The organism is Streptomyces sp. NPDC055962, assembly GCF_042270185.1.
Classification (GTDB): Bacteria; Actinomycetota; Actinomycetes; order Streptomycetales; family Streptomycetaceae; genus Streptomyces.
Genome location: NZ_JBHJYN010000011.1, coordinates 220,309 through 239,449 on the forward strand (window position 1 = coordinate 220,309; position 19,141 = coordinate 239,449).

16 protein-coding genes are annotated in these 19,141 nt (G+C 71.0%); 7 read left to right on the forward strand and 9 right to left on the reverse strand.

The annotated features are described in order from the left end of the window. Positions 1 to 388: 388 nt before the first annotated feature. From ACFC51_RS27705 to ACFC51_RS27735, 7 genes are all read right to left on the reverse strand, one after another. The gene (locus ACFC51_RS27705) at positions 389 to 688 is read right to left on the reverse strand and encodes an antibiotic biosynthesis monooxygenase family protein (RefSeq protein WP_376370010.1); all 300 of its coding nucleotides are present in this window, start codon (positions 686 to 688) and stop codon (positions 389 to 391) included. Continuing rightward, positions 685 to 2,361, reverse strand: coding sequence for a class I adenylate-forming enzyme family protein (locus ACFC51_RS27710; protein ID WP_376531428.1), 1,677 nt, complete (start codon positions 2,359 to 2,361; stop codon positions 685 to 687). The genes ACFC51_RS27705 and ACFC51_RS27710 overlap by 4 nt, the downstream gene beginning before the upstream one ends. Beyond that, entirely contained in the window at positions 2,345 to 3,301 is a 957-nt protein-coding gene (locus ACFC51_RS27715) for an aromatase/cyclase (protein ID WP_376370014.1), read from the reverse strand. Before ACFC51_RS27715 ends, ACFC51_RS27710 begins: the two co-directional genes overlap by 17 nt. A gap of 133 nt (positions 3,302 to 3,434) precedes the next feature. Next, positions 3,435 to 4,196 (reverse strand): SDR family NAD(P)-dependent oxidoreductase, encoded by a 762-nt coding sequence (locus ACFC51_RS27720; RefSeq protein WP_376370016.1) that lies wholly within the window; start codon positions 4,194 to 4,196, stop codon positions 3,435 to 3,437. 1 nt (position 4,197) lies between these two features. After that, on the reverse strand, positions 4,198 to 5,871 hold the full coding sequence (locus ACFC51_RS27725; protein WP_376531430.1) for an FAD-dependent oxidoreductase: 1,674 nt from the start codon (positions 5,869 to 5,871) through the stop codon (positions 4,198 to 4,200). A 34-nt stretch (positions 5,872 to 5,905) separates the two neighbouring features. After that, positions 5,906 to 6,535, reverse strand: a complete 630-nt coding sequence (locus ACFC51_RS27730) for a dTDP-4-dehydrorhamnose 3,5-epimerase family protein (RefSeq protein ID WP_376531432.1) — start codon at positions 6,533 to 6,535, stop codon at positions 5,906 to 5,908. Continuing rightward, a complete protein-coding gene (locus tag ACFC51_RS27735; RefSeq protein ID WP_376531434.1) occupies positions 6,523 to 7,686 on the reverse strand; it encodes a nucleotide disphospho-sugar-binding domain-containing protein in 1,164 nt (387 codons plus the stop codon). The genes ACFC51_RS27730 and ACFC51_RS27735 overlap by 13 nt, the downstream gene beginning before the upstream one ends. A gap of 223 nt (positions 7,687 to 7,909) precedes the next feature. On the opposite strand from ACFC51_RS27735, the gene ACFC51_RS27740 reads away from it, so the two are divergent. From ACFC51_RS27740 to ACFC51_RS27755, 4 genes are read left to right on the forward strand one after another with little or no spacing between them, the layout of a single operon-like run. After that, positions 7,910 to 9,076: a nucleotide disphospho-sugar-binding domain-containing protein gene (locus ACFC51_RS27740; protein WP_376531436.1), complete on the forward strand. Its 1,167-nt coding sequence runs from the start codon at positions 7,910 to 7,912 to the stop codon at positions 9,074 to 9,076. A gap of 47 nt (positions 9,077 to 9,123) precedes the next feature. Then, positions 9,124 to 10,392, forward strand: coding sequence for an acyltransferase family protein (locus ACFC51_RS27745; protein WP_376531438.1), 1,269 nt, complete (start codon positions 9,124 to 9,126; stop codon positions 10,390 to 10,392). A 5-nt stretch (positions 10,393 to 10,397) separates the two neighbouring features. Beyond that, entirely contained in the window at positions 10,398 to 11,591 is a 1,194-nt protein-coding gene (locus ACFC51_RS27750; protein ID WP_376370045.1) for a nucleotide disphospho-sugar-binding domain-containing protein, read from the forward strand. Positions 11,592 to 11,596: 5 nt separating this feature from the next. Next, a complete protein-coding gene (locus tag ACFC51_RS27755; protein WP_376370026.1) occupies positions 11,597 to 12,604 on the forward strand; it encodes an NAD-dependent epimerase/dehydratase family protein in 1,008 nt (335 codons plus the stop codon). Between the two features lie 28 nt (positions 12,605 to 12,632). On the opposite strand, the gene ACFC51_RS27760 is transcribed toward ACFC51_RS27755, so the two are convergent. Beyond that, positions 12,633 to 13,859 (reverse strand): methyltransferase domain-containing protein, encoded by a 1,227-nt coding sequence (locus tag ACFC51_RS27760; RefSeq protein WP_376531440.1) that lies wholly within the window; start codon positions 13,857 to 13,859, stop codon positions 12,633 to 12,635. 239 nt (positions 13,860 to 14,098) lie between these two features. Next, on the reverse strand, positions 14,099 to 16,576 hold the full coding sequence (locus tag ACFC51_RS27765; RefSeq protein WP_376531442.1) for an excinuclease ABC subunit UvrA: 2,478 nt from the start codon (positions 16,574 to 16,576) through the stop codon (positions 14,099 to 14,101). Between the two features lie 99 nt (positions 16,577 to 16,675). Here ACFC51_RS27765 and ACFC51_RS27770 point away from each other — a divergent pair, with 99 nt between their 5' ends. The 3 genes from ACFC51_RS27770 to ACFC51_RS27780 are packed head-to-tail and all read left to right on the forward strand — an operon-like array spanning position 16,676 to position 19,019. Next, entirely contained in the window at positions 16,676 to 17,272 is a 597-nt protein-coding gene (locus ACFC51_RS27770; RefSeq protein WP_376370031.1) for a PadR family transcriptional regulator, read from the forward strand. Further along, positions 17,269 to 18,252, forward strand: coding sequence for an ATP-binding cassette domain-containing protein (locus ACFC51_RS27775; protein WP_376370033.1), 984 nt, complete (start codon positions 17,269 to 17,271; stop codon positions 18,250 to 18,252). Before ACFC51_RS27770 ends, ACFC51_RS27775 begins: the two co-directional genes overlap by 4 nt. Before the next feature lie 14 nt (positions 18,253 to 18,266). Then, positions 18,267 to 19,019 carry an ABC transporter permease gene (locus tag ACFC51_RS27780; protein ID WP_277330622.1) on the forward strand — a complete coding sequence of 251 codons (753 nt, stop codon included), beginning with the start codon at positions 18,267 to 18,269 and terminating at the stop codon, positions 19,017 to 19,019. Positions 19,020 to 19,141 lie beyond the last annotated feature (122 nt).

The window sequence follows — 19,141 nt, forward strand, 5'->3', positions numbered from 1 at the left end:
CCCACATGCCGCACCGTCGTCCCGGCCGTGCCCCGGACGTCCCGTCCGGGGCACCGGGGACGCCGGACTCCCGGTGGATCTCCAGGGCCAGGCGCGAGCAGGCATCCGGTTGCGCTCCGACCCGTTCAGGGACGGACGTCACCGTGCAGGCCGAACCGGGCAGCCATGCGCGAGCAGTCGTGCAGGACGGCGCGATCAGGGTGGACAACTCCCAGGCCGTCTGACTCCGAACCGGCACTGGTGGCGGGCATCGCCCGCCACCAGTGCCGGTGTTGTCGCTCAGCTGCGATCAGGCGGCCTCTGTGCTGAACCAAGGCATCGGTTCCTGGCCCGCGCGTCGGCGCCGCTCGCGCAGGACGCGCCCCCGGCCGAGGAGCACGGCACGGAGTCAGCCGAGCGGGGGCGTGTCCTCCTCCAGGATCTCGAAGACGTCGGGCTCAGGTGTGGCGAGGTCCCCCAGACCGCGGACCCGGTTGCGGAACGCGTCGGCCTTCATGGCCCGCCGGTGGGACTCGGCGTCCGCCCAACGGGCGGTCTCGACGAAGACCTCGGGGTGGTTGACCGAACGGTAGAGGCAGTGGTCGAGAAACCCGGGCTGGCTGCTCATGTGCTCGGTGATGCCCCCGAGGATCTTCTGGAAGGCGTCGACATCGCCGTGGACCGTGAGGCGGTTGATCACTGTGATCACGGGTTCTCTCCTATGAGGTCGGAGTGAGGACGGTCGGCCGCGCCGGGGTGCGCGCGGTCGGTGTGTGCGGCACGTGCGCGCAGCTCGCGGCGGAGGATCTTGCCGTTCGGGGAACGGGGGACGCGTTCCACCACGTCGAGGAACTTGATCTGCTGGTAGTAGGGGACCTGACGGTTCACGTGGGCGGTGAGCTCCGCCGGATCGGACGGTCCGGAGTCCTCGTCCAGCACGACGAAGGCATGGGCCACCGCGCCGCTGAAGGGCTCCGGGTGGTCGACCACCGCGCAGTCCCGTACGGCCGGGTGCGTGATGAGGACCTGCTCGATCTCCGTGGGTGACACCAGCCAGTTCTCGCACTTGAAGACATCTTTGATCCGGTCCACCAGGTACAGGTAGCCGTCCTGGTCCCGATGGCCTATGTCACCGGTGGAGAACCAGCCGTCGGCGTCGACCGCGGGGCCGACGGCGCCGAGGTAGCCGCGCATGAGCTGCGGTCCGCGGACCTGGATCTCGCCGTCCTGCCCGGCCGGAAGCGGGGTGCGCCTGTCCATGTCCACCACCCGGCAGTCGGTTCCGGGCACCGCCGGGCCCACGGAGCCGGGCCGGGGCCGTGCCGGCGGCTCGCCGTGCGTGAGCGGGGAGGTTTCGGCCAGTCCGTACCCCTGCACGACCGGAATACCGAAGTGCGCCCCGAGGGTACGGGCCTGGGCGGGCAGCAGCGCCGAACCACCGGAGAAGACCGCGCGGACCGTCTCCAGCCGGAGGCCCGGCAGCCTGGGGTCAGCCGCCAGGTGTGCCAGCCGTACGGGAAGGCTGTAGTAGTGCGTCGCGCGGTGACGATTGGCAGCCTCGATCGCCTCCGCCGGGTCGGGTGACGGGCTCAGCACCTGGGTCGCTCCCGCGTACACCGCAGCGTTGAGGTGCATCGGGTGGTAGAGCGGCAGGTTGTTGAGGGTCACCGCGTCGCCGTCCAAGCCGTGGACGGCCGCGATCTGTGCGGCGTTGACCACGAGGTTGCGGTGTGTCAGCTGAACGGCCTTCGGCTCCCCCGTGGTCCCGCTGGTGAACTGGACGCACGCCACCGAGTCCGGGTGCGGAGCGGCCCCCGGGGCATCACGGCCGCCTCCGCCGGGCCCCGCGGCGCGCTGGACGAGAGCGTCCGGGGAGAGGACGTGACGCAGGTGCGGGAGCTTCCCACGCACCTGGGCGACCCGCTCGGCCACCTCGGGCGGGGCTACCACCACGGTCGTCCCGGCGACGGAAAGGACGTGGGCGAGGGCGTCGCCCCGCAGGTGCGGATTGACGAGCACGACGACGTGGCCCGCGCGCACGGCGCCGTAGTAGACGACCGCGAACGACGGGTCGAGGGAGGCCGCCAGCCCCACGACGGTTCCGCTCCCGCCGGCCACCCGGCTCAGGGCCTGGGCACAGTCGTCGGCTCCGTCATCCAGTTCCGCGTACGTCGTTGTCCCACTCGGTGTGCGCACGGCGACCCGGTCGGGTGCCGCCCCGGCGGCCCGGCGCAGGAGACCGTCCAGTGGCACCTCCGGCACCCGCGCGAGGTCGAACGGCACAGCCGGAAGCCCCGGGGGAGCCGAGCGGGCCGGTTCGGCGGAAGCTCGCCGGGAGGCCGGTGTGCCGGTGGCAGGCGGGATGTCAGGCATGGGCGGCATGGACTCGCTCCTCGGCGAACTGCTGGGCGTACCGCAGGGTTTGCAGACTGTTGGTGCTCAGGACGCGGCGCAGGTACTTCCGTGCGTCGGCGACCGTGGTGCCCTCCCCAAGGAGCGACAGCGCGGACGGTTTGATCGTCGCGGTGTGCCGGGCGTAGGCGATGACGCCCTCCGGGGTCTCCGTGAACACCCAGTGCCCGGTGTGGCCGTCGAGCAGAGCCGGAAGACTGATCTGCTTGTAGACGATCTTGTGACTCGGCAGGCAGACACGCACGGACCGTGTGGTGTGGTCGCGTCCGTCGGGGGTGTGCGTGTGCATGTCGAAGAACTGGATGCCGGGGGTGTCCTCGGTCATCTCCAGCTTCTCCACGTGCGGAACCCGCTCCGGCCATTCGGCGGCGGCGTACAGGAACTCGTAGACGTCCTCCAGCCGGCCGCCGATGAACAGCGGATCCTCGAAGGAGATGACCAGGGGCTCCACCTCGTCCCACCGCTCGGCGAGGTCTCGCAGCGAGTCGAGCTGACCGGGGGTGCGCGCGTTGACGTCGTCGGTGGTCCGTCGCACCGCTTCGGGATCGTCCCCGGTGACGGTGAACTCATGGGTGACACCCACGGTCGTGGTTCCCTCGCCGTCGGCCTCGAAGCTCCACACCGCGCGCATGTTCGTCAGGGGTGCCTGCGGCTCCACCTGGTCGAAGACGATGCGCAGCCCTTCGCGGTCGAGCCGGCGGCGGGCGTCCCAGACGTGCACGTCGGTTCCGCCGGTCAGCGCCCAACGACGGATCAGGTCGCCGTCGCCGGCGTCGGACTCCAGGACCTCGGCGTGCACGGCGGGACCGAAGTGCTGGGGCCAGTGGTCGAGGTCGGCCATCAGGTCGAAGCAGAGCGGTGCGGCCGCCCGGACGGTGACGCGGTGCCGGATGAGGTGCGGCTGGGACATGGTGATTCCTTTCGGACGGGAACGGTGTCGGCGCGCTGCTCGAACTGCAGGGACCGGGGGAAGCAGAACAGGAAGGAGACGGAGAGGGGGTACGGGAAGGGGAGCGTCGGCATGAGCGGCGGCAGCGGGATCATCACCGGCCGCCCGAGACGTCGATCACGGCGCCGTTGATGTTGCCGTTCGCCTCCGCGCAGAGGAACGCGATCGCCGCCGCCACGTCCTCGGGTGTGCTCAGCCGCCCGCTCGGGGTGCGGCGCAGCTCCCGCTCGCGCACCTCCGCCGTCAGGTCGGCCAGCACTCCCGCGGTGCGGGTCAGGCCCGGGCTGACGAGGTTGACGAACACTCCGTCGGGCCCCGCGTCCCAGGCCAGGCTGCGCGCGAAGCCGTGCAGTGCGGCCTTGCCCGCGGCGTAGAACTCCTGCCCGGGTGCCCCGTCCCGGGTGCGGTGCGAGGACAGCAGCGCCACCCGGCCCCAGGTGCGGGCGCGCATGCCGGGCAGGACCAGCTGTACCGTGCGCATGGTCTGTTCCAGGTTGTCCCTGAGCAGGTGCTGCCACTGCTGCGGCGGGACGTCCTCGACGTGTGTGCCGGGCGGTTGCCGGGGCCCGCGCCGCACCGCGTTGGCGACGAGGATGTCCACACCTCCCCAGCGGTTCTCGGCGGCCCGGACGGCCGCGTCGACGGACGAGGGGTCGCCCAGGTCGTACGGGACGGCGCAGGCCAGATCGCGGCCCGCCCCCAGCTCGTCCGCGAGTTCGCGGGCACGTTTCTCCCCGGTGCAATAGGTGAGGACCACCCTTGCGCCCTCGGCGGCGAACGCGCGGGCGGTGGCGGCCCCGATGCCCGATGAGGCGCCTGTGATCAGCGCGGTCCTTCCGGCGATGCCCAGATCCATCTCACACCCCCGGTCGGGCTGGCCGCAGCCCGCGCACGGCGTCCAGGGCAGGCGTCAGCTCCTGGGAGGTCAGGGCGGAGCCGCGCGCGCAGAGGTAGCCGTCCGGCCTGACCAGCAGCCAGCCGTCGGGAGCACAGCCCAGGTGTCTGCGGACGCCTCCGTCCGGGTCGGGCATCGGGCGGGGGCCCGATGTCTCGTCCGTGCCGGATGTCTCGAGCGTGTCGGCGAACACACGTACCGAAAGCCAGTCCGCGTGCGCCTCGTGCGCCTGTTCGGCGGCACGGGCGGAGACGGCTCCCCCGCCTGCCACGAGCAGGGTGCACCGGGTGTCTCGCAGCTCGGCCAGCAGCGCGCTCCAGCCCGTCCCGAGGGCGTCCCGCGCGGTGACCTGGGCGATCCGGGTCCCGGCTCGCGGCCCGGCGGCGGTGCGGGGGCGGGTGTCGGGGACGGTCAGCGGGCTGTCCGTGTAGTCCAGCGCCAGCGCCGACATGGTGCCGATGATCCCGCGCTCGATCCGGCCGCGCAGCGGACCGCACCGGCGGACGAGCGCGAAGACCACGGGGAGCGCGATGCCTGCCGCGGAGTTCTTCAGCTGGACGAGCCACGTGGCCTTCCTGGTGGAGCCGAGGAGGGCCCGGCCGATCGGAACACGCTCGTCCGAGTAGGAGTCGAGCAGTGCGTCGGGGGCGTGGCCCCGTACGACGAGCGCAAGCTTCCAGGCAAGGTTGTAGGCGTCCTGGACACCGGTGTTGAGGCCCTGGCCGGAGGCGGGGCTGTGCACGTGCGCGGCGTCGCCCGCGAGCATGACCCGGCCCTCCCGCATGCGGGCGATCATGCGCTGCTGGATGGTGAAGACCGACACCCAGCTCGGGGTGGACACCCGCACGGGGCGGCCGAGTCCGGCCCGCAGTTTGCGGGCGAAGCGGTCGGCCACCTCGTCCGGGTCTCCGCTGTAGGAGGCGTCGGCGGTGTCCAGCAACCGCCATTTGTCCTCCTCAGGAAAGGGAATGGCCATCACCGTCCCCTTGCCGGCCTTGATCCAGTGGATGCTGTTCTGCGGCAGGCACGCCTCGAGTTCGGCGTCGGCGATCAGCCAGGTCTCGCTGGAGTCGCCCAGGAGTGGCAGCCCGAGGAGTTTGCGAACCGTGCTGTGTCCCCCGTCGCAGCCCACCAGCCGCTCCACGGTGAGGCGTTCCTCACCGTCCGCCGTGTGCAGGACGACGTGTACAGCCTCGGCGTCCTGGGTGAAGCTGCCGAGGCGGACCCCCCATTCGACCTTCACGCCGAGTTTTGCGGCGGCCTGCCGCAGGACGTCCTCGGTAGCGGCCTGGTCGATCATCAGCGTCATCGGGTAGCGGGTGGGGACCCGGGAGTAGTCGGGGCCCAGACGGGCCAGCCGCCGGCCGTTCGCGTGCATGGTGAAGCGCTGGATGCGACGTCCCCGCGGCAACATGTCCTCGATGAGCCCCTGGTGGTCGTACGTCTCCAGGGAACGTGCATGGGTGGCCATTGCACGGCTGGTGACAGCCGGCCCGGGGGCCGCGTCGATCAGGCGTACGCGCAGACCGCGCCGGGCGAGTTCGACCGCTGCGGTCAGTCCCACCGGGCCGGCGCCCGTCACCAGGACCTGGGGACGGTTCGGCGGCGCCCCGCCGGCGTTGTCGGCTGTCGTCATGACGGTCTCCTCATGGGTTCGGTGAGCGGATGCGTCAGGCCGTGGGCGGCGCGGGCCGGGGCGGCGAGCCGGTAGGTGCGGCCGCGGTGGACCGGGGCGGGGTGGCGGACCAGGCAGGGAGCAGTCCGCGGCGCCGGGCCTCTGCGAGCGTCGGGGCCTCCCGGTCCCGTGCGGAGAGCGACCGCTCCGCACCGGCAGGCCAGGGCAGGGCCAGCTCGGGGTCGAGCGGGTGGACCGTCCGTTCGCGTCCGGGCCGGTAGGGAGCGGAGCAGAGGTAGAGCACGGTGGCGCAGTCGGTGAGGGCCGTGAAGGCGTGCCCCAGCCCCTCGGCGAGGTGGACGGCCCGCCATCGGCCGGGCCCGAGCCGCACCGAGTCCCACCGGCCGAAGGTGGGCGAGCCCTCACGCACGTCCACCACGAAGTCCCGCACCTCCCCCGCCACACATGTGACGTAGCGGGCCTGGCCCGGAGGCGTCTCGACGAAGTGGACACCGCGGACCACGCCCTTACGGGAGATCGACACGGCAGCCAGAGCCACGGGCATCGGCGCCCCGAGGGCTGCCGAGACCTCGTCGCCGGAGTACCACTCGACGAAGGTGCCGCGTTCGTCGTGGTGCGGGCGGAGATCGATCTCCCACGCGCCGTCGATGGCTAACCGGCGCATCGCTGCACCTCGCCGTCCGGCTCGGGAGCGGCCGGCGCCGCGCCGTGTGCGACGCGCACGAGGGAGGGGACCGTGCGGGCCGGGGACGGCTGTCGGGCGATGTCTCCGGCAAGGGCCCGGGCGCCGGACCGGTGGCGGGGGTCCTCCAGCAACCGCCGGCACTCCGCCTCGATCCGGGCAGCGGTGGCCCCGGACGCAGGCAGCGTGCTTCCCGCGCCGGACTCGGCGACCCGTCGGCCGTAGGTGGCCATGTCCGATGCGAGTGGCGCCAGGACGAGTTGCGGCAGGCCGTGGACGAGTGACGTCATGGTCGTTCCGGGGCCGCCGTGGTGCACGACCAGGTCGCAGGACGGCAGCACATGGGTCAACGGCAGCCGGTCGACGGCACGTACCGTCGGCGGCAGAGGACCGAGGTCCTGGGCAGGGTCCGTCGCGAGCACCACGTCGGCGTCCATCCGGCCCATGGCGGTCAGGACTTCGGCCCACAGACCCGGCGCCCCGGCGGCCGTCACACTGCCCAGCGTGACGCACACCCGTGGCCGGTCAGCCGGCCGCAGTGCCCAGGGCGGTACGGGCGCCGAGCCGTTGTACGGCACGTACCGCATACGGCGGACGGGCACGGCCCTCGCGTCCGGACGCTGCATGCGGGGCGGGCAGACGTCGAGGACGAGCCGGGGCTCGGGCAGCGCCGGCAGGTGCCATGCGGCCAGTTCGGGCTCCAGTTCCGCGGCGGCGGCCTCGGCGTAGAGCGGGGAAGGGTGCAGACCCCAGCCGTGCTCCACCCAGGGCACGCCGAGACGGGCGGAGACCATCCGGCCCGCGTACTCGGTGGGCTCACTGACCACCAGGTCGGGCCGCCACCGCTCGGCGATCCGCGAGGTGCCTTCGAGGACACGCACGGCCAGCCTGCCGAATCCGCGTCCGCTGCGGCGCACCTTCGCCTCGGGTGAGGCCGGCCACGGGACAGGGGTGCCGTCCCGCTGCCGTCCGATCATCTCGCTCATCGCCACCGGTTCGGCGTTCCCCACGGCGGGCAGCCCCGCCGCGAGCGCCACCTGAACGGACCCCTCGGGCACGGTGAGCAGCACCTCGTGTCCCGCCGCCCTCAACGCCCACGAAATTGGGACGAGTTGCAGGATGTGCCCGTACATAGGTGCGCTGGTCAGCAAAACCCTCATGACGTCGACCTTGACAGGCGAGAGCTCCGACGGACAGAGCGAAAACCGCTTCTCGATTCAGAGTCGAGCCAGGCTCGACCTGAACTCCAAGTACCACTGGAAGAAATTGGCGTGGGCTGGAATGACCCCGGACCAGGAGGCTCGGAAAATGCGCCTGCTCTTCACTGCTTTCCCTTCGCCGTCCCACCTTTTCCCCATGGTTCCGCTCGCGTGGGCGGCGCGCGCGGCGGGCCACGAGGTGCGCGTCGCCGGCGCGCCTTCGCTCGTGGACGCCATCGCGGCCTCCGGGCTGCCGGCGGTGCGGGTCGGCGCCGAAGTCGATCTCACCGGCACATCCCGCAGCAGGAGCCTTTCCGGCTGGCACGACCACGACCGGTGGCCGGCCGGCTGGCCGGTGGACCCCGGTCTCCTCGACAGCCGGCGCAAGGAACTCCTGGAGGCCCTGGGGCAAAGGCAGTTCGCGATAGCCGCCGGGATGCTCGATGATCTCGTGCAGTTCGGCGGGACCTGGCGGCCCGATGTCGTCGTGCACGATGCCGTCTCCTACGCGGGGCCGGTGGCCGGCTCGGTCCTCGGCGTTCCCAACGTGAGCCATCTGTGGGGCAGCCCGGGGCTGCAGCGCCTGGAGATGAAGGGGCTGGGTCCGGAGCCCCAGGACGGTTTCGTCGCGCTCTTCGACCGGTATCGCGCGGCGGTGCGGACCTGGCCCGACGCATGGGTCGACCCGTGCCCTCCCAGCATGGGCTTCGGCTCCGGGCCGGATGTGCACCCGATGCAGTACGTGCCCTACAACGGCCCGGGCCGGACCCCCGTACGGCTCCTCGACCCGCCGTCGCGGCCGCGGGTCTGTGTCACCTGGGGCGCGACCACGGCCAAGCTGCTCGGCGCCGACATGACGGAACTGCTGCGCCAAGCCGTGGAGGCCGTCGCCGCGCTGCCCGTGGAGGTCGTCCTGGCCACCACCGCCGACCAGCGCGAACTGCTGGGCGACCTGCCGCCGTCCGTCCGTACCGAGATCTCCGTGCCGCTGCACATGCTGCTGCCGGGCTGCGCCGCGGTGGTCCACCACGGCGGCGCGGGAACCACTCTCACCGCCGCCCGTCAGGGCGTCCCCCAGCTGACGATCACCCGCAGGCCCGAGCCGACGCTCAACGGCGAGCGGCAGGCCTCCACCGGTGCGGGCATCAATCTGACGTACGGCGAGGTGAGCCGGGCCGAACGGCCGGTCGAGACCGTACGGGAACAGGTGACGCGGTTACTGGACGACCGCTCCTACCGGGACGCGGCAGAGCGGCTCTCGGCGGAAATCCTCGCCCAGCCCACCCCGGCCGACATGGTCGGCGTCATCGAAAAACTGGCCTGATGCTCCGCCGTTCATCTGCGGAGTTCCTACCGGACGAAAGAGGCAGGATGAGTTCCCCAGCTGTCGGAAATGCGGCGACACCAAATGCGGTGGTCACACATCTCGTGTCCCTCACGGGACTGCGCGGAATTCTCGCATTGATGGTGTTCGGCACGCATTTCTTTCTCGCGTTCGCCATGGCGGGCGGGTCCATGGACTCGTCGTTCGTGCAGGAGGTGTTCCACGTGCTGTTCTCCCGCTCCGGGGGAACAGCGGTCTCCTGCTTCTTCCTGCTCAGCGGGTTCGTCCTGACCTACATCGCACGGCCCGGTGACAGTACCCGCTCCTTCTACCGGCGTCGGGTCGCGAAGGTATACCCGGTCCACCTGATCAGCACCGCCATCGCGTTCGCCCTGGTCTCGGTGCGGTACGAGGTGCCCGGTGTGGAGGTCACGCTGTCCCATCTGTTCTTGGTGCAGAGCTGGGTCCCGAGCCAGTGGTACTACCTCACGATGACGGGCCTCGACTGGTCGCTGAGCTGTGAGGCGTTCTTCTACCTGTGCTTCCCCGTACTGCTCCTGGTGCTGACCAGGGCCAGGACCTGGATGCTCTACGCGGTGTCCGCATGCGCGGTGTTCCTGGTCTTCTTCCTTCCGTACGTCGTCGGACACACCTTCGCGATCCTCTCGCCCGATCCGGTGGAGATGGTGCCGACCGCCGGCTACGGCGGGCCGATCGGCTACTGGTTCGCCTATGTCTTCCCTCCGATGCGCATGGCCGAATTCGTCATCGGGATCTCCCTGGCCGTACTGGTGCGCAGGGGTGCGTGGCGCGGGCCGGGTGTCGCGGTCTGCCTGGTGCTGTGCGCGGTCGGCTGGGGGGTCAATCTCCACCTCGACAGCTATCTGCCGCTCGCGGCGGGCATGCTCATCCCCTTCGCCCTGCTCATCCCCGCGCTCAGCACCGCCGACATCAACTCCACCTGGTCGCCGCTCCGCTGGAAACCGCTGGTGTGGTTCGGCGAGATATCCCTGTCCTTCTACGTCAGTCATCTGCTGGTCCAGGAGGAGCTGTTCACCCGGCTGTGGAACCTCGGCATGCGGGCAGGTCTGCTGCCCGCGCCACTGCCCGTCCTGTCCTGGTGGGTGGGCGTGCTGTCGTTCCTCGCCCAGTTCGCGCTGGCGATACTGGCCGCCTGGCTGCTCTACCGGCTGGTGGAGCTGCCGCTGGTGCGCAAACTGCGGCCGAAGGACGTCCCCCCGGTTCCGGTGACCTCGACGGAGTCTGCGGCCCCTCCCGCACATCAGGCCGGTGCGGCACACATGGCGGACAAGTGAGCGGCATGAAGGTCCTCTTCGCGGCCTCGGGCTGGCCCACGCATTACATGTCGATGGTCCCGCTCGCCTGGGCGCTGCGTGCGGCGGGCCACGAGGTCCGAGTGGCGGCCCAGCCTTCCATGCACGCCACGATCCTGCGCTCGGGCATGCCGGCTGTGCCGGTGGGTTCCGACGTGGACTACGTCGCGGTACGCAAACGGACCCTCTCCCACGAGCGGTCGGACGGGGCCGGTCAGCGCGACCCGGCGGAGCTGCGCGGTGCGGCGGAACGGGATGAGGGCGGTCTGTTCGGCGCCTGGAACGAGGCGACGTCGGCCGCTCTGGACGACACGGTCGCATTCGCCCGCGCGTGGCGGCCCGATCTCGTCGTCGGCGACACGATGGCGCCCGCGGCACTCGTCGCGGCCCATGTGCTGGGGGTGCCGGGGGTGCGGCACCTGTGGGGGCCGGACATCCTGGGCACGTCGGAGGGGGTGAAGATCCTCGACGTCCTTCCGGGTTACCGGGAGCAGTACGAGCGGCACGGCGTCAGCGCGCCGGGGGACCCGGCCCACCGCACCGTCTCCCCCTGTCCGCCGAGCCTCCAGCCACCCGGTCTGCCCGAAAGGCTGTCCTTGCGGTGGGTGCCGTACAACGGCCCGGGGATCACGCCCGGCTGGCTCGGCGTCCCGCCGACCAGGCCGCGGGTGTGCGTCACCTGGGGAACCTCCACGACGGACGTTCTCGGGCACGAGGACAGGACTGTGCCCGACGTGCTCGACGCTCTCGCCGGTCTCGACGTCGAGGTCGTCGTCACGGTGACCGCGGCGGAACGCGAGCGGCTCGGGCCTCCGGCGCCCGGCGTGCGGGTGCTGGAGTCCATGCCGCTGCATCTCCTGATGCCGGGGTGCGACCTGCTGATCCACCAAGGAGGGTTCATGACGGCTCTGACGGCCGCCCATCACGGGGTGCCGCAGCTCCTCGTCCCGCAACTGCCCAACCAGGTCTCCGACGCGCAGGTACTGGAGGGCGCGGGGGTGGCGCGCCATCTGCCGGCCGCGGAGTCGGGCGTCGACTCCCTGCGTGCGGCGGTCGAGGAGGTCCTGGGCGGGGAGGCGTACCGGGTGGCGGCGGCCCGGCTGCGCACAGAGATCCTCGCCCAGCCCAGCCCCGGGGACGTGGCCGCGAACCTCGCCGAGCTGGCCCGGACCGGGCCCTGACCACGGTGGCCGGGGAAAGGGCGAAGCCGCTGGTCGTCGTCCTGGGCGCCGCCGGTTATCTGGGATCGGCCGTCGTGGCGGAGCTCGCCCGCCGGCCGGTCCGGCTGCGCCGGGTGGCCCGGCCCGGCCGACTGCGCGAGGTCCCGGCGGGGGCCCGGGGGGACGCCCTGCCGCAGTCACCACCGTGGGAGGCCGACCTGTCCCGGCCCGGGGCCGTCGCCCAGGCCGTGGCGGGCGCCGACGTGATCGTTCACCTCGTCGCGCACATCGGCGAGGCGTCGGCCTGGCGGGCCGCCGAACACGACCCGGCCACGGCGCGGGTGAACGTGGGGCCGGCACACGACCTCGTGGCCGCGCTCCGGGCGCGGCGGGGCGACGGGCCGCCACCGGTGGTGCTCTTCGCCGGTTCGGCTTCACAGGTGGGACGGGCGGGAGTGATCGACGGCAGCGAACCCGACGAGCCCGTGACGGTGTACGCACGTCAGAAGCTCGCTGCGGAGCGGGCCCTCCTGGCCGCTTCGGCCGAGGGGGTGCTGCGCGGGGTGTCGCTGCGGCTGCCCACGGTGTACGGGGCGGGGCCCGGGCCGCTCGGCAACGGTGTGGTCACCGCGATGGCGCGGCGCGCGCTCGCGGGCGAGCCCCTCCCGGTGTGGAACGCCGGGTCCGTGGAGCGGGACCTGTTGCATGTCACGGACGCGGCCCGCGCGTTCGCGGTGTGCGCGGACGCGGACCGGGTCGGCACGCTGGCCGGACGCCACTGGGTGGTGGGCACCGGCCGGCCGGTGCGGGTGGCCGACCTGTTCGCCGCCGTCGCTCGGAGCGTCGCTGCACACACCGGCGCGCCGCCCGTGCCGGTGGTGTCCGTCGAGCCGCCGGCCACGGCGACGGCCTCCGACGCCCGGGGCACGGTCGTCGACGCCTCGGCCTTCCGGACCGCCACGGGCTGGCGCCCCCGGCAGTCGATGCCGGAGGCGCTGGACGAGCTGGTGGTGGCCCTCGCGCGGCGCGGGTAGGGCCGGGCCGGTGCCGTGATGTGGTTCCTCAGACGATGTGGAGTTCGGGTACGTAGAGGATCCACCGGCCGCCACGGCGCTTGAACTCGGCTTCCTTCCGCATGATCTCCTCGGCGTGGTTCCAGGCGAACAGCAGCGCGTAGTCGGGGTAGGGATCGGCGAACGCCTCGGGCGAGCGCACCGGGATGTGCGATCCGGGGCTGAGTGTGCCCTGCTTGGCCGGGGTGTTGTCCGCGATGAAGGACACCAGGTCGGGGCCGATACCGCAGTAGTTGGTGAGCGTGGCGCTCTTGGCGGTCGCTCCGTAGCCGACCACGCTGCTGCCCTCGTCACGGCAGCGCACCAGCAGTGCGCGCAGCCCGTCGCGCAGCAGGTCTATGTTGGTGGCGAAGCTCTCCAGCGTGGGCCGTTCGGCGAGTCCGAGGATCTTCTCCCGGTCCAGGAAGCGGGCGACCTCGGGAGACGGTGTCCGTGAGCCCGGCCGGGCGAGCGTGTAGCGGATCTCGCCGCCGTGCACGGGCAGGTGCTCCACGTCGACGAGCTCGAATCCGTGGAAGGCCGCCATGTTCTGCACCGACCGCACGGTGAAGAAGTAGAAGTGCTCGTCGTAGATCTGGTCGAACGACGTCCGCTCGACGATGTCACCCATGTAGGGGTCCTCGAAGACGAAGATGCCGTCCTCGTCGAGCAGGATGTCCACCCCGCGGAAGACGGAGTCGACGTAGGAGATGTGCGAGAAGGTGTTGGCGGCGTAGATGACGTTCGCGCGGCCCTCGGTGGCGACGATCTCCGCCGCCGTGGATTCCTCGAAGAAGGCTTCATGGACCCGGATGCCCTTGGCGGCGGCGGCCTCGGCGACACCCGCGCAGGGCTCGACCCCGAGGTGGCGGCGGCCGGCCCGGGCGACGGTGTCGAGCATGATGCCGTCGTTGCTGCCGAACTCGACGACGAAGGAGTCCGGGTCGCGCAGTTCATGGTCGAGGAAGTGCCTGGCGGTGGCACGGAAGTGGTCCTGCATGGCCGAGGACCCTGAGGAGAGGTAGGGGTAGTCGGTGCGGAACATGTGCTCGCGCGGTACGTCCTCCAGGAGCTGGACCATCGTGCAGGAGCCGCACTGGGCGACCGCGAGCCGGTGGAAGTACTCCTGGGCGGGGTGGTTCGGGTCGACGAACGCGTCAGCCAGTGGCTGTCGTCCGAAGTCGAAGAACTCGTGCAGCGTACCGCCGCAGATCCGGCAGTCGAGCGTGTCAGACATATGGTTCCTCAGCTCCTGTCCAGGACTCGGCCTGAGCGGCCGGCCGGGCAACGGCCGTCGTTCCGTGCCGTTCTCGGCTGTCCGACGTGCGGGGATGATCCCTGTGGTCGAGATCGTCCCCGCCGGGCCTCGGCGATCGCTCAAGATGCGCTTGACGCCCTGCCACCGCACCGTCGGCGGCTCGGCCGTCCGGACGCCTTCGGTGCCGGGACGTGTCCCGTGCCGCCGGGAGACACGGCTCAGTCGGCCATGAGAGGCCGCAGGTACCGTGCCGTGACGCCCGGGCCGGCCGCGACGGCCGCCGGGGGGCCCTCGCCGACGACCTTGCCTCCCCGGCCACCGGCGCCCGGCCCCATGTCGATGATCCAGTCGGCGCAGGCGGCAACGTGCAGATCATGCTCGGCGATGACGACGGAGTTGCCGGCCGCGAGGAGGGTGTCGAAGGCGTCGACCATGCGCTGCACGTCGGACGGGTGGAGCCCGGTGACCGGTTCGTCGAGGATCACCAGGCCCCGTCCCCGGCTGCCGCTGCCCATGAGTATGGCGTTGGCGAGCTTGAGGCGCTGCGCCTCACCGCCCGACAACTCGGTTCCGCTCTGCCCGAGTTGCAGGTATCCCAGTCCCGCCTGCTGGGTGGCGCGGAGGGTGGCGGCGAGTGGTGCGGGGCCGGGGAAGAACTCGGCGGCCTCGTCCACCGTCATGGCCAGCACCTCGTCGACCGACTTGCCGCGATAGGTGACGGCGAGCAGTTCGGGGGTGAACCGGCGGCCCTCGCAGACGTCGCACTCGACCCACATGTCGGGCATGAAGTGCATGTCGACCTGGCGCCTTCCGTAGCCCTGACAGGCCTCGCAGCGACCGCCGGGCGAGTTGAAGGAGAACGATCCGGCGCCGTAGCCCAGGTTTCGGGCCTGAGGGGTGGCCGCGTAGAGCTTGCGGATCAGGTCGAAGGCCTTGGTGTAGGTGGCGGGGTTGGAGCGTGGGGTACGGCCGATCGGGTCCTGGTTCACCACGGTCACCCAGCCCACCGCTGCCGCGCCCTCGACCGACCTGACGGCTTCGGGGCGTTCACCGCGCAGCGTGGCGGCCAGGCTCGCACCGAGGGCCTCGTGCAGGAGGCTGCTCTTGCCGCTGCCGCTCACCCCGGTGATACACGTCAGCGAGTTGAGGGGGATGTCCACCCGGTCCAGCCGGACGTTGTGCACGTCGATCCCGACCAGGCCGAGCCGGGGCGCGGCTGCGGCGTCGTAGCGCCGCTCCCGCCGGACCCGGGGGCCGCGCCCGGCGAGGTAGGCGCCGGTGAGCGAGCGCGGGTTGTCGCTGAGCTCCGCCGTGGGCACGGACGCGACGAGGGTGCCGCCCTCGCGTCCGGCGCCGGGCCCCAGATCCACCACCCAGTCGGCCAGTGCGATGAGTTCGGGGTCGTGCTCGACGAGCAGGACCGTGTTGCCCGCGTCCCGCAGCGCGTGCAGGATCTCGCGCAGCGGATGCTTGTCTGCGGGGTGCAGTCCGGCGCTCGGCTCGTCCAGGACGAAGATGATGCCGGTCAGGTCCATGTTCAGCTGGGCCGTGACGCGGGCTCGTTGCAGTTCACCGCCGGACATGGACGGGGCGCTGCGGGTGACCCGCAGGTGCCCCAGTCCCAGCTCGACCATCAGGCGCACCCGCCGGCCGAGGTCGGGCAGCAGGTTGACCGCGACCTCGCGCTGCATGGGGGTGAGGGTGGCGTCGATGGTCGCGACCCAGTCCCGCAGGTCCTCGATGGGCATCTGCACGATCTCGGGGTAGGTCAGCCCGGCGACCTTGAGGGTGCGCGGGACATCGCCGAAGCCGCTGCCCGCGCAGTCCTCGCAGTCCTGGCGGCGCATGAACCGCGCGTAGTTCTCCTTGCTGCTGTCGGAACCCGCGGCCTCGTACAGTCGTGAGACCTCGAAGACAGCGCCCTTGAGTGGAACGCTGCGTTCGATGACGGACTCGGTGCCGGACTTCTTCTGCCTGCTGACGATCTTGTAGGAGATCGCCTCGCCCCCCGTGCCGTGGAGCACGGCGCGGCGGAACGCCTCGGGCAGCTCGCGCCAGGGCCGGTCGAGGTCGGCACCGTGCCGCTCGGCGAGTGCGGGCAGCGCCAGGAACTCACCGGAGTTGGCCCGGTTGAACCACTCCCCCGCCCCGGCCCTCAACGGAAGATCGGGCCGGGTGATGATCCGGTCCTCGGCCGGGGTGACGACGTAGCCCAGGCCGCTGCACCGCTTGCAGCGGCCCTCCATGCTGTAGCGGTCGAAGTAGGCGCTGGTGAGCCCGCGCAGCTCGGGGAACTCCACTGCTTCCGGACCCAGTGCGGGCATGCGCGCGAACAGCAGTCCGAGGAAGTCGTTCAGGCCGGTGATGCTGCCCAGGGTCGAGCGAGGACTGCGGTTCAGCCTCCGCTGGTCCACGGCGAGAGTCACTCCGAGCCCGGCGATCCGGTCCACCTGGGGACGGTCCTTGGGCGAGATGAACTGCCGGAAGAACGGCGAGATGCCGTTGAGGTACCGCAGTTGGGCCTCCGCGTGGATCGTGTCGATGGCGAGGGACGTCTTCCCGCTGCCGCTGACACCGGTGAAGGCGACGATCCTGTTCTTCGGGATGGTGACGCTGACGTTCCGCAGATTGTGAGTGTTCGCTCCGACGACCTCGATGAACTCGCCGCCCGATGTGCCCTCGGTCTGGTGACTCACCCGCTGCTCCTTCTGCTGGACCTGTACGTGGACTTCCCGCTGTCGCTTGACTCTCGATATTACTCTCACGATACTAGCTTCGTGAATCTAACTCGTCTAATGGCTCTCGGGACCCTTCAGAACGTGGGACCACTCCACGGCCACGAGATCCGTCGCATTGCCGAAGTCACCAGCGTCAGCAGTTGGGGAGGCGTCAGCGTCGGCGCTCTCTACCGCGAGCTGCGCACGATGGACGAAGGCGGCCTGGTCGAATCCGTCCGCACGGAACAGGTGGGCAGACGCCCCGCCAGGACCGTCTACCGGATCACCTCCTCGGGAGAGGGCGAACTGCGCGAGCTGCGCGAGCAGGCGGTCACCCAGGTGCACCACGGAACGGACCCGTTCGGCGTCGCACTCCTCTTCACACGCACCAGCGAACTGCCGACCCTTCTCGAGCTGCTGGAGCGACGCCGCGAAGCCGTCCTGACCATGCGCAACGACATCGAGTCGGAGAGCCGGGCGCTGCGCGAGGCCGGCCAGATCGGGCCGCTCGACGCCGCGATGTTCCGGCGCAGGGTGATGCAGCTCGACGCGGACCTGCTCTGGCAGGACGAACTCGACCGGACGATCGCGGAGACGGTCGCAGCCGAACAACTCGTCGGCGAGGAGCTTCCCACCGACGGGACCACCGGACCCACAGCGGAGGTATCACCGTGAACATGATCGAAGTACGCGGCCTGTCCCGCACGTTCCAGGCACCGCAGGGCGAGGTGAACGCCGTCCGCGGTGTCGACTTCACCGTCGCCGCGGGCGAGATCGTCGGTTTCCTCGGTCCCAACGGTGCGGGCAAGACCACCACGATGCGAATGCTCACCACACTGCTGCGCCCCACCTCGGGAACAGCAGTGATCGCGGGCCACGACCTGCTCGGCGACCCGGTCGGCGTCCGCAGGCGGATCGGTTACGTCGCCCAGGGAGGCGGGGCGAATCCCGCGGAGTCCGTGGTCAACGAACTCATGCTCCAGGCCCGGCTGTACGGGCTCTCCAAGAGCGAGGCACGGTCGCGCATCGCCGTCCTGGCGGGCCAGCTGGGTCTCGACGGGCTGGAGGGCCGGCTCGTCAGCAGTCTGTCCGGCGGTCAGCGGCGGCGGCTCGACATCGCGCTCGGCCTGGTGCACCAGCCCCCGCTGATCTTCCTGGACGAACCCAGCACCGGACTCGACCCGACCAGCCGCAACAACCTCTGGGACCACATCCGCAAACTGCGCGACGAGCTCGGCGCCACCGTCTTCCTCAGCACCCACTACCTCGATGAGGCGGACGCGCTGTGTGACCGCATCCTCATCATGGACCGCGGCACCATCCTCGTGGAGGACAGTCCGGAGGAGCTCAAGGGGCGGGTCTCGGGCGACGCGGTGACCGTCGAGGTCGCCCCGGAGGGCGTCGCGGCCGCCACCGCTGTCGTCGAGCGACTGCCGTCGGCCCGTTCGGTGATCCCCGGCGGGAACACCATCCGCTTCCGCACCGAGCACAGCAGCCGGACCATGGTCGACATCATGCACGCGCTGGAGTCGAGCGCGGTCGACATCGTCTCCATCCAGGTCGACCGTCCGAGCCTCGACGACGTCTTCCTCGCCCTCACCGGACAGCCGACCGAAGAACTGCACTCCGCCGCGGCCGCCCCCGCCGGCGCCTGAGGAAGGAAACACCCGTGAAGACCCTCCGTGAGACGTTACTCGTCTTCGACAACCAGATCCGGTTCACCTTCCGGTACAAGATCACGATCGTGCTGGGCATGGTCCAGCCCGTCCTCTATCTGCTGCTCTTCGGCCCGCTGCTGACCAAGCTCGGCGGCATGGGCAGCGGCAACACCTGGCAGACGTTCGTCCCAGGCGTACTCGTGTACCTCGCGCTGTTCGGCGCCGGCTTCTGCGGGTTCGGCATCATCTCCGACGTGCGCTCGGGCGTCATCGAGCGGATGCGTGTCACCCCGGTCAGCCGCTTCGCGCTCCTCATGGGGCGAGTGTCGCGCGAGGTCGCGATCCTCCTCACGCAGTCCTTCATCATCGTCTCCGTGGGCTTCCTCCTCGGACTGCGTGCCGGCTTCCTGGGGATCCTGGGCGCCGTCGTCCTCGTCGTGCTGCTCGGCGTCGCGCTCGCATCGCTCTCGCTGTCGCTGGGTGTCGCGCTGAAGTCGGAGGACCAGTTCGCCCCGCTGCTGACCTCCGCCGCGCTGCCCGTCATGCTGCTGGCCGGCATCCTGCTGCCGATGGACCTGGCGCCGAAGTGGCTGGACTACCTGTCCCACCTCAACCCACTGCGCTACATCGTGGACGCCATCCGGGACCTGTTCGCCGACCAGTTCGCCACCAGGGCGGTCCTGGAGGGAACGTGCGTCGCGGTCGTGCTCGCCGTGGTCTGCGTCGCCCTCGGCATCCGGACCTTCTCCAAGGAGAACGCCTGATACGCGGAGCACCCAGGGACAAGGGCGGAGGGGCGTCCCGCGCGAGCGGGACGCCCCTCCGCCGTGGTTCGGAAGGACCGGCGGAACCCGGCCGGGGGCCGCGACCGCGGGCGGGCGGGCGG